This is a genomic window from Consotaella aegiceratis, assembly GCF_036541425.1.
In the GTDB taxonomy this organism is placed as follows: Bacteria; Pseudomonadota; Alphaproteobacteria; order Rhizobiales; family Rhizobiaceae; genus Consotaella; species Consotaella aegiceratis.
In genome coordinates this window covers 1-6,777 of sequence record NZ_JAZHFT010000087.1, presented here as the reverse complement: position 1 = coordinate 6,777, position 6,777 = coordinate 1, and the positions used below count along the sequence as shown (strand labels likewise).

The following is a 6,777-nucleotide window of genomic DNA, read 5'->3' as shown; positions in this document are numbered from 1 at the left end:
GCCATCGAGAACCGGCTTCACTGGGTGCTCGACGTCACCTTCGCCGACGATCAATCCCGCCTCAGAAAGGGCCACGGCGCCAAGAATATGGCCGTCGTCCGCCACTTCGCCCTCAACCTCATCCGCAGCGCAACCGACAAGAACTCCCTGAAAACCCGCCGTAAACTCGCAGGATGGTCGACAGACTACCTCGCCGAACTCCTCACATCATCCCTTCAGTAATTTGGATTCGGAGCCCTGGGGTCCATGTTCCTCTATTGATCGGCTACCGATTACTCGGTAGCTTCCGGAGGCCGATTTCACTATTTCGAGGGACGCTGTCGGTACAGCGTCGAATGAAGTGAACGATCAACATTGCATTTCGCGCCGCCAAGTCATTGGTGCCGTCGCCATGGCTCCCGTCCTCGCGGCATTTCCCGTTCTTGGCGCAAGGGGAAACGCCCCGGCCTCAAGGCAGAGCCGGCCCAACTTCCTCTTCCTGTTTCCCGATCAACACCGTTTCGACTGGCTTGGCGGCAATCCCGACCTGCCGGTGAAAACTCCCAATATCGACGCTCTCGCGGCCAGAGGAACCCGGTTTGCAAAGGCCTATGTCGCGACGCCTGTGTGCGGGCCGTCGCGGGCGTGCCTCGCCTCTGGCCGCGAATACGACCACAGTGGCGTCGGCCATAATTTCATTATCTATCCGCAGGGGCAGACGACCTATTACCAGGAGCTGCGCGAAGCCGGCTATTCCGTTGGCGCCTGCGGCAAGCTCGATCTCGGCAAGCCCGCTTTCGACAATGGACTCGACGGTCGGAACCACATGGAAGCGTGGGGTTTCACTGAGCTGGTCAACTGCGCCGGCAAGGGCGATGCCGTGTTCCAATGGGATGAATTCCATACCCCATTCGAACCGTACATGGTGTTTCTCACCGAAGAGGGCGTGGCCGATATCCATGCTGCCGATATCGCCTCGCGCGGCGGCGGCCACGCCAAGGGCGCGGAAACCTATGCCATGACCGAGCCGACGCCGCTCAACGATCACCAATACGAGGACAATTGGATCGGCAGGACAGGCGTCGTTATCCCAAAGCGCTTCCCCAGTGGGCAGCCGTGGCGTCTGGTCGTGAATTTCGCCGGTCCTCACGATCCCGAGGATCACCAAGCGGATGGAGGGAGCGGTTCGCGACAGGGAGTTTCCTGCGCCGAACCATTCCACGGAGCTCGATCAGGAGCGCCACAACGCCATCCGCCAAAACTACACGGCCATGGTGGAGAACATCGATCGTTGGGTCGGCCTCTATCTCGACGAATTGGAAAAACGCAGCGAGTTGGACAACACGATTGTCGTCTTCTCCAGCGATCACGGCGAGATGCTCGGCGATCACAATCGTTGGCGCAAGAACGTCCCGTACGAGGCGTCGGTCGGTGTGCCCCTGATGGTGGCTGGCCCCGGCGTCGCGACGCAGGAAAGTGCGGCGCTCGTCAGCTTGATCGACGTGGGGGCGACATTCCTCGACTACGCCCAGGCCGAACGCCCCACCGGCATGACCGCAAGTTCGCTTCGCGCGCTTCTGGAAGGGAGCGCCGACAAGCATCGCGACCACGTGGTGTCCGGCCTCTTCAATTGGCGCATGGTGACGGACGGGCGCTACAAGCTGGTTCAGGGATTCAATCCAGAGCGTCAAAAGGCCAATGGCAGCGTGCCGCCGGGAGCGCCTCTGCCGACGCTTCTGTTCGACCTTCAACGCGATCCCGATGAAGTCGAGGATTTTGCCGAAAGAGAGCCGAAAGTGGTCGAATTGCCGACCAGGCTACTGCCTCAGCGCAATCCGGCCCCCCTATGGCTTCGCGACACCCGATCAGATCAAGGCCTACGGACGCAAGAGCTGACGCAACACTACGGCTGGTCGCCTCTCGCAAAGCCGGTTCGAGATTTTCTAAGGAGGGAGGAATTCATGCCCAATCATCCAACACGCCGCGATGTCCTTTTGACCACTGTGGCGGCGGCCATGGCGCGCGTTCTGCCAGCCATGGCGGCAGGCGAGACAAGACCGAATATCGTCTGGGTCGTTTGTCACGACATCCACGCGCCGCTGCTGGGCACCTATGGCAATTCGCTCGCCAAAACGCCGACTATCGACGCGCTGGCCGAGGAGGGCATTCGTTTCGACAATGCCTTCTCGGTAGCACCGGTGTGCTCGCCGTCGCGCTTTTCGCTGGTCACGGGAATGGACCCGACGAGCTGTGGTCCGTCGGACCATATGCGCGGCATCGGCCATGTGCCTGAAGAGTTCAAGTCCCTGCCTGTGTTGATGCGCGAGGCGGGCTACTACGCGACCAACAACGTCTTTACCGACTATAATTGCGACCTGGATCCGGACAAGATCTGGGATGAATGCTCCATCACCGCTCATTGGCGCAATCGGCCCGAGGGCAAACCGTTCTTCTGCGTCTACAATTATCTGATCACCCACGAATCGCGCGTCATCCACTTTGAAGGCGATCTGGTCACCGATCCGGCCGAAGTGACAGTGCCGCCCTATCTGCCCGACACGCCGGAGATTAGGACCGCGATCGCCCAGAATATCGATCTGGTCAATCGCCAGGATGTGGCTCTCAAGGTGTTGCTGGATCAGCTGGACGAGGACGGTCTGCGCGACAACACGATCGTTTTCTTTATGGCCGATCATGGCGGGGTCGCGCCACGCAGCAAGCGTTATTGCTACGAGGAAGGCGTCCACATTCCCTTCATCGTGCGAGTTCCAGACGCCCTGGCTCATCTGCGCGCCGATTTTACGCCCGGTCAGGCAAGCCAGCAGGTGATCAGCAATCTTGACGCGGCGCCCACGGTTCTGGTGCTGGCGGGTCTTGCCGCACCGGACAACATGCACGGGCAGCCATTTCTGGGCCAGTCGCCGAAGCCGCGCGACGTTGCGTTCTCCATGCGCAACCGCATGGACGAGCGCTATGATATCGTGCGCACGGCCCGAAACGAGCGTTACCGCTATATCCGCAACTATTCTCCGCACCGGGTCTATGGCCTTCACAACGCCTATCCTTGGCAGTTGGTGGGCTATCAGGTGTGGGAGAAGGCCCACATGGACGGCACGCTGAACGCGGATCAGGATCGCTTCTGGAATGAGAAGCCGGCAGAAGAGCTCTACGATATCGAAGCCGATCCGCATCAGCTGAAAAACCTTGCCGGCGATCCGGCCCATGCCAACGTGCAAAAGGCGCTGAGCGCTGCGCTGGACGAGCATATGATCGCCGTCAACGACAACGGCTTCGTGCCCGAGGGAACGCAGGCGGAAGGATATTGGCCGAGCCGCGAAGAGGGTGCCTATCCCCTTCGCGACGTTCTCGACCTGGCCCGAACCGCAATTGAGCGCAAGGCGGACAATGCGCCTTCGTTCATCGACGCGCTCGGTCATGACAAGGAGAGCGTTCGCTATTGGGCGGCGCAAGGCCTGTTGATGTTGAATGCTCTGCCCGACGAGGCACGCGCCGCGGCCCGGTCGCATTTCGATAACGAGCAGAGCCTCCACGTTCGCTGTGTTCTGGCCGAAGTGCTGGGCAAGGCGGGCGAGGCGCCCATGGCCGTGGAAGCCTTGACAGCGATCCTGGAAAGCGATGCGTCGAAAAGGGTCAAGCTGCTGGCGCTCGAAGCGCTCACCTATCTGCCGATGGAGGCGGTACGTTCCGCGCGCGAAGCCGTCGAGGGGGCGGGCAAGGTCGACGAATATTCGCTCGACGCCGCCTCCTATCTGAAGCTGAAGATCGATGGCACGTACACGCCATCCAGCCAGACCTTCTTCGCAATTCCCAATGCGGGACCGCCCACCAAGGAAATTGGCGATCCCAGGATCTGAGCCGGCCTCTTGCCGGATCGTGCGCAAAAGAACAACCTCGCAACGCGCGCTTCGGCCAGGAACCAGACGATCGACCATCAAGGCCGTCTCTTCGCCCCTCGCGGTAATTCCCCGTCAACGAGGCTGTCCGCGCACCCGGCCCAAGAACGGCACAGCCCTCATGGAGTAAGGGGAGTTTTGAAATGAATGACGATATGACACGCGGCCGCTCGCCCAATCGGCGCCGGGTCGTGCAAATGCTGGGCGCTGGCGCGGCGGCCTCTGTCTTGCTCCCACGCCTTTCCTGGGCTAGCGACCCCGCGAAGGCAGCAGCGTCCCGGCCCAACATCGTCATGATCGTGCTGGACGATGTGGGCTTCTCCGACATCGGCGCCTATGGTTCCGAGATCAAGACGCCCAATATCGATGCTCTGGCTTCGGGCGGGCTGCGCTACAATCGCTTCAACACCTGCGCCATCTGTTCGCCGACCCGAGCCGGCCTGATGACGGCCCGCAATCCCCAGACCGTCCATATGGAGGACCTTCCCGGCAAGGGGGAAGCGCCCTCATTTTCCGAGGCGAACGCCGTTAGCGGCGAACTGCCGCTCAATGCCCAAACAGTAGCCCAGGCGCTTCAGAGCGCTGGCTATGCCACACACGCCCTGGGCAAATGGCATCTTTGCCCGATGTACAAGGACGCGCGTGAGCGCAACCTCCAGTCCTGGCCGCTGCAGCGCGGCTTCGATACGTTTTACGGCTTCCTCAGCGGCCACACCGACCAGTATCATCCTGACCTAGTGAAGGATAATGAAGAGCTGCCCAAGCCGGACGCCCCTGATTATCACCTCTCTGTCGATCTCGTGGATCGCGCCATCGCGACCATGGAGCAGGAAAGCGAGGACAAACCAAAGTTTCTCTATCTTGCCTTTGGCGCGGCCCATGCGCCTTACCAGGTGCCGAAATCGTACATCGACGCCTATCAGGGCGCTTATGACAAGGGCTGGGATGCCGTGCGGCAGGCGCGATACGAGCGCCAAAAGCAAATGGGCGTCATCCCCTCCGATACGAAGCTGCCTGCGCGCGAGGCCGGCGATGCTGCCTGGGATTCTCTCGATCAACAGCATCAACGCGTGTTTGCCCGCTTCATGGAGACCTATGCCGGCTTCATGACGCACACGGACGAGCAGATCGGTCGCTTGATCGATGCGCTGAAGGCATCCGGTCAATTCGACAACACCCTGATCGTGTTGATCACCGACAATGGCGCTGCATCGGAAGGCGGCGCCAATGGCGGTTTCCGCACCGCCTATGCGGACAAAACCTCCGTGGCCGAGATGGATCAGGCGCTGGATGAAGCCGGCAGCGCCTCCACCTATATGCTCTATCCTCGGCCTTGGGCCTATGCGGGCGACACGCCGTTTCGCCGATACAAGCTTTGGCCCTTCGCCGGCGGTGTCCAGACACCGATGATCGTCAGCTGGCCGGAGCAGATCGCCGATCGCGGCGCGGTGCGGCCCGATTATGTCAACGTCATCGACATTGCGCCAACCTTCCTGGAAGTGGCGGGAACGCAATTCGCGGCCAATATCGACGGCGTGGAGCAGATTCCCATTGCCGGGCAATCGATCCTGGGAACGTTCTTTTCGCCGAATGCGGCGACGCGAGAAGTCCAGTTCTTCGAGCTGCGCGGCAATCGCGCCATTCGCCAAGGCAAATGGCGCGCCGTGGCGATGCACAAGATCGGCGAGGATTTTTTGGACGATCCCTGGCAGCTCTTCGACACTGAAGCGGATTTTTCCGAGTCTACCGATCTGTCCAAGGATTACCCTCAGAAGCTGGAGGAGCTCAAAGCTCTGTGGTGGTCCGAGGCCAAGAAATACACGGACCCGCAATTGATCAAGCCGATCGATTTTCTCTATCAACTGAACGGCTTCGGCGACGCGTTCGAGCCCGTGGGCGATTAGCCCCGAAAAGCACCGATGTGAGGATGAAACACGAGCATGGCGGCCCTTTTCTTGAGGGTCGCAATGCTTATTCCGCCATAGCTCCACTCACCGCGACCGCTCCTCCCTCCAGCATCAGGCGGCGCCAACGATACAGAAGATTGGGAGCTACGCCATACCGGCGAGCGACAACCGAAACGCTCTCGCGCCGGCCAGAGTCTCCTCGACAAGCGAAGCTTCTCGCTCGCCGACCAGCGGCGTCGGCGACCGCCATCGGTGATGATTTCAAAGTCAGACATAAGCATGTGCCCACGGACAAGCCTAAGCCGCGGCTGCACAGAAGCCGTGACAGCACAGCGTGATCGACCTTCACGCCATGGAGTTCGAGCAGCTTGGCGGCTAGCTCCTGCATGGTGATGTCCGGCCGGCGCCCGACTGCGCCAATTCGGAAGGCTTCGAACTCCGCCAGCTTACCGCTGCCCCGCGGTCGCCCCTGTCGGGCCGGAGCAGCTGACCTTCATTCCGATTGGCCAGACGTGTCTTTCCTTGGACCTATCGGCGGCCTGGGAACGCTTTGCGGCGAGATTTCGCCTTGCCGATGACGGTCTGGCGCGCGGGGCTCGTCGTTGCGAACGCTGTCAAGATGATGGACAACGCGCTCGCGTTGCCCACAGGCCCACAGCGACGACAGCAGCAGGCGCCTGCGGCAGCAACCTCGCAAACGGAAGGAATTATTGGTCATGGGGAAGAAGCGCGATTCAGTATCCGCTCAAAAAGGCCGACCGACCGAAACGATAGCTCCCGACTACGGACGTATCTTCAGCAAGTTATTGCGCGAAATGCGGATCGAGCGCGGGCTGACTGTAAACAGCCTAGATGCCGTAATGGGCCGGCGCCTCACGATTAGCCAGTTTGGTGGCTGTCCCTCAGAATGATGATGTTTGGAAACGAGGTCCGATCGATCGGCCTCAAGCATCATGAGAGGAACAGCCATGGAATAT

3 protein-coding genes and 3 pseudogenes are annotated in these 6,777 nt (G+C 60.7%); 5 read left to right on the top strand and 1 reads right to left on the bottom strand.

Going from position 1 to position 6,777, the window contains the following annotated elements; genetic code table 11:
• The 4 genes and pseudogenes from SMD10_RS24625 to SMD10_RS24610 form a co-directional block, all read left to right on the top strand.
• Positions 1 to 222 (top strand): annotated as a pseudogene (locus SMD10_RS24625) (ISAs1 family transposase); the annotation flags it as partial.
• 169 nt (positions 223 to 391) lie between these two features.
• Positions 392 to 778: pseudogene (locus SMD10_RS24620) on the top strand (sulfatase family protein); the annotation flags it as partial.
• 373 nt (positions 779 to 1,151) lie between these two features.
• Positions 1,152 to 3,854, top strand: a complete 2,703-nt coding sequence (locus SMD10_RS24615) for a sulfatase-like hydrolase/transferase (RefSeq protein WP_331688377.1) — start codon at positions 1,152 to 1,154, stop codon at positions 3,852 to 3,854.
• 182 nt (positions 3,855 to 4,036) lie between these two features.
• Positions 4,037 to 5,797, top strand: a complete 1,761-nt coding sequence (locus SMD10_RS24610) for an arylsulfatase (protein ID WP_331688376.1) — start codon at positions 4,037 to 4,039, stop codon at positions 5,795 to 5,797.
• Positions 5,798 to 5,882: 85 nt separating this feature from the next.
• Here the strand turns inward: SMD10_RS24610 and SMD10_RS24605 are convergent.
• Positions 5,883 to 6,081, bottom strand: a pseudogene (locus SMD10_RS24605) (transposase); the annotation flags it as partial.
• Positions 6,082 to 6,516: 435 nt separating this feature from the next.
• Between SMD10_RS24605 and SMD10_RS24600 the strand changes: the two are divergent.
• Positions 6,517 to 6,711, top strand: coding sequence for a hypothetical protein (locus tag SMD10_RS24600; protein WP_331688375.1), 195 nt, complete (start codon positions 6,517 to 6,519; stop codon positions 6,709 to 6,711).
• Positions 6,712 to 6,777 lie beyond the last annotated feature (66 nt).

Excerpts from the sequence above, each read along its gene's own strand:
- SMD10_RS24610 (WP_331688376.1), top strand. The coding sequence starts at position 4,037 with ATGAATGACGATATGACACGCGGCCGCTCGCCCAATCGGCGCCGGGTC.
- SMD10_RS24600 (WP_331688375.1), top strand. The coding sequence starts at position 6,517 with ATGGGGAAGAAGCGCGATTCAGTATCCGCTCAAAAAGGCCGACCGACC.
- SMD10_RS24615 (WP_331688377.1), top strand. The coding sequence starts at position 1,152 with ATGGAGGGAGCGGTTCGCGACAGGGAGTTTCCTGCGCCGAACCATTCC.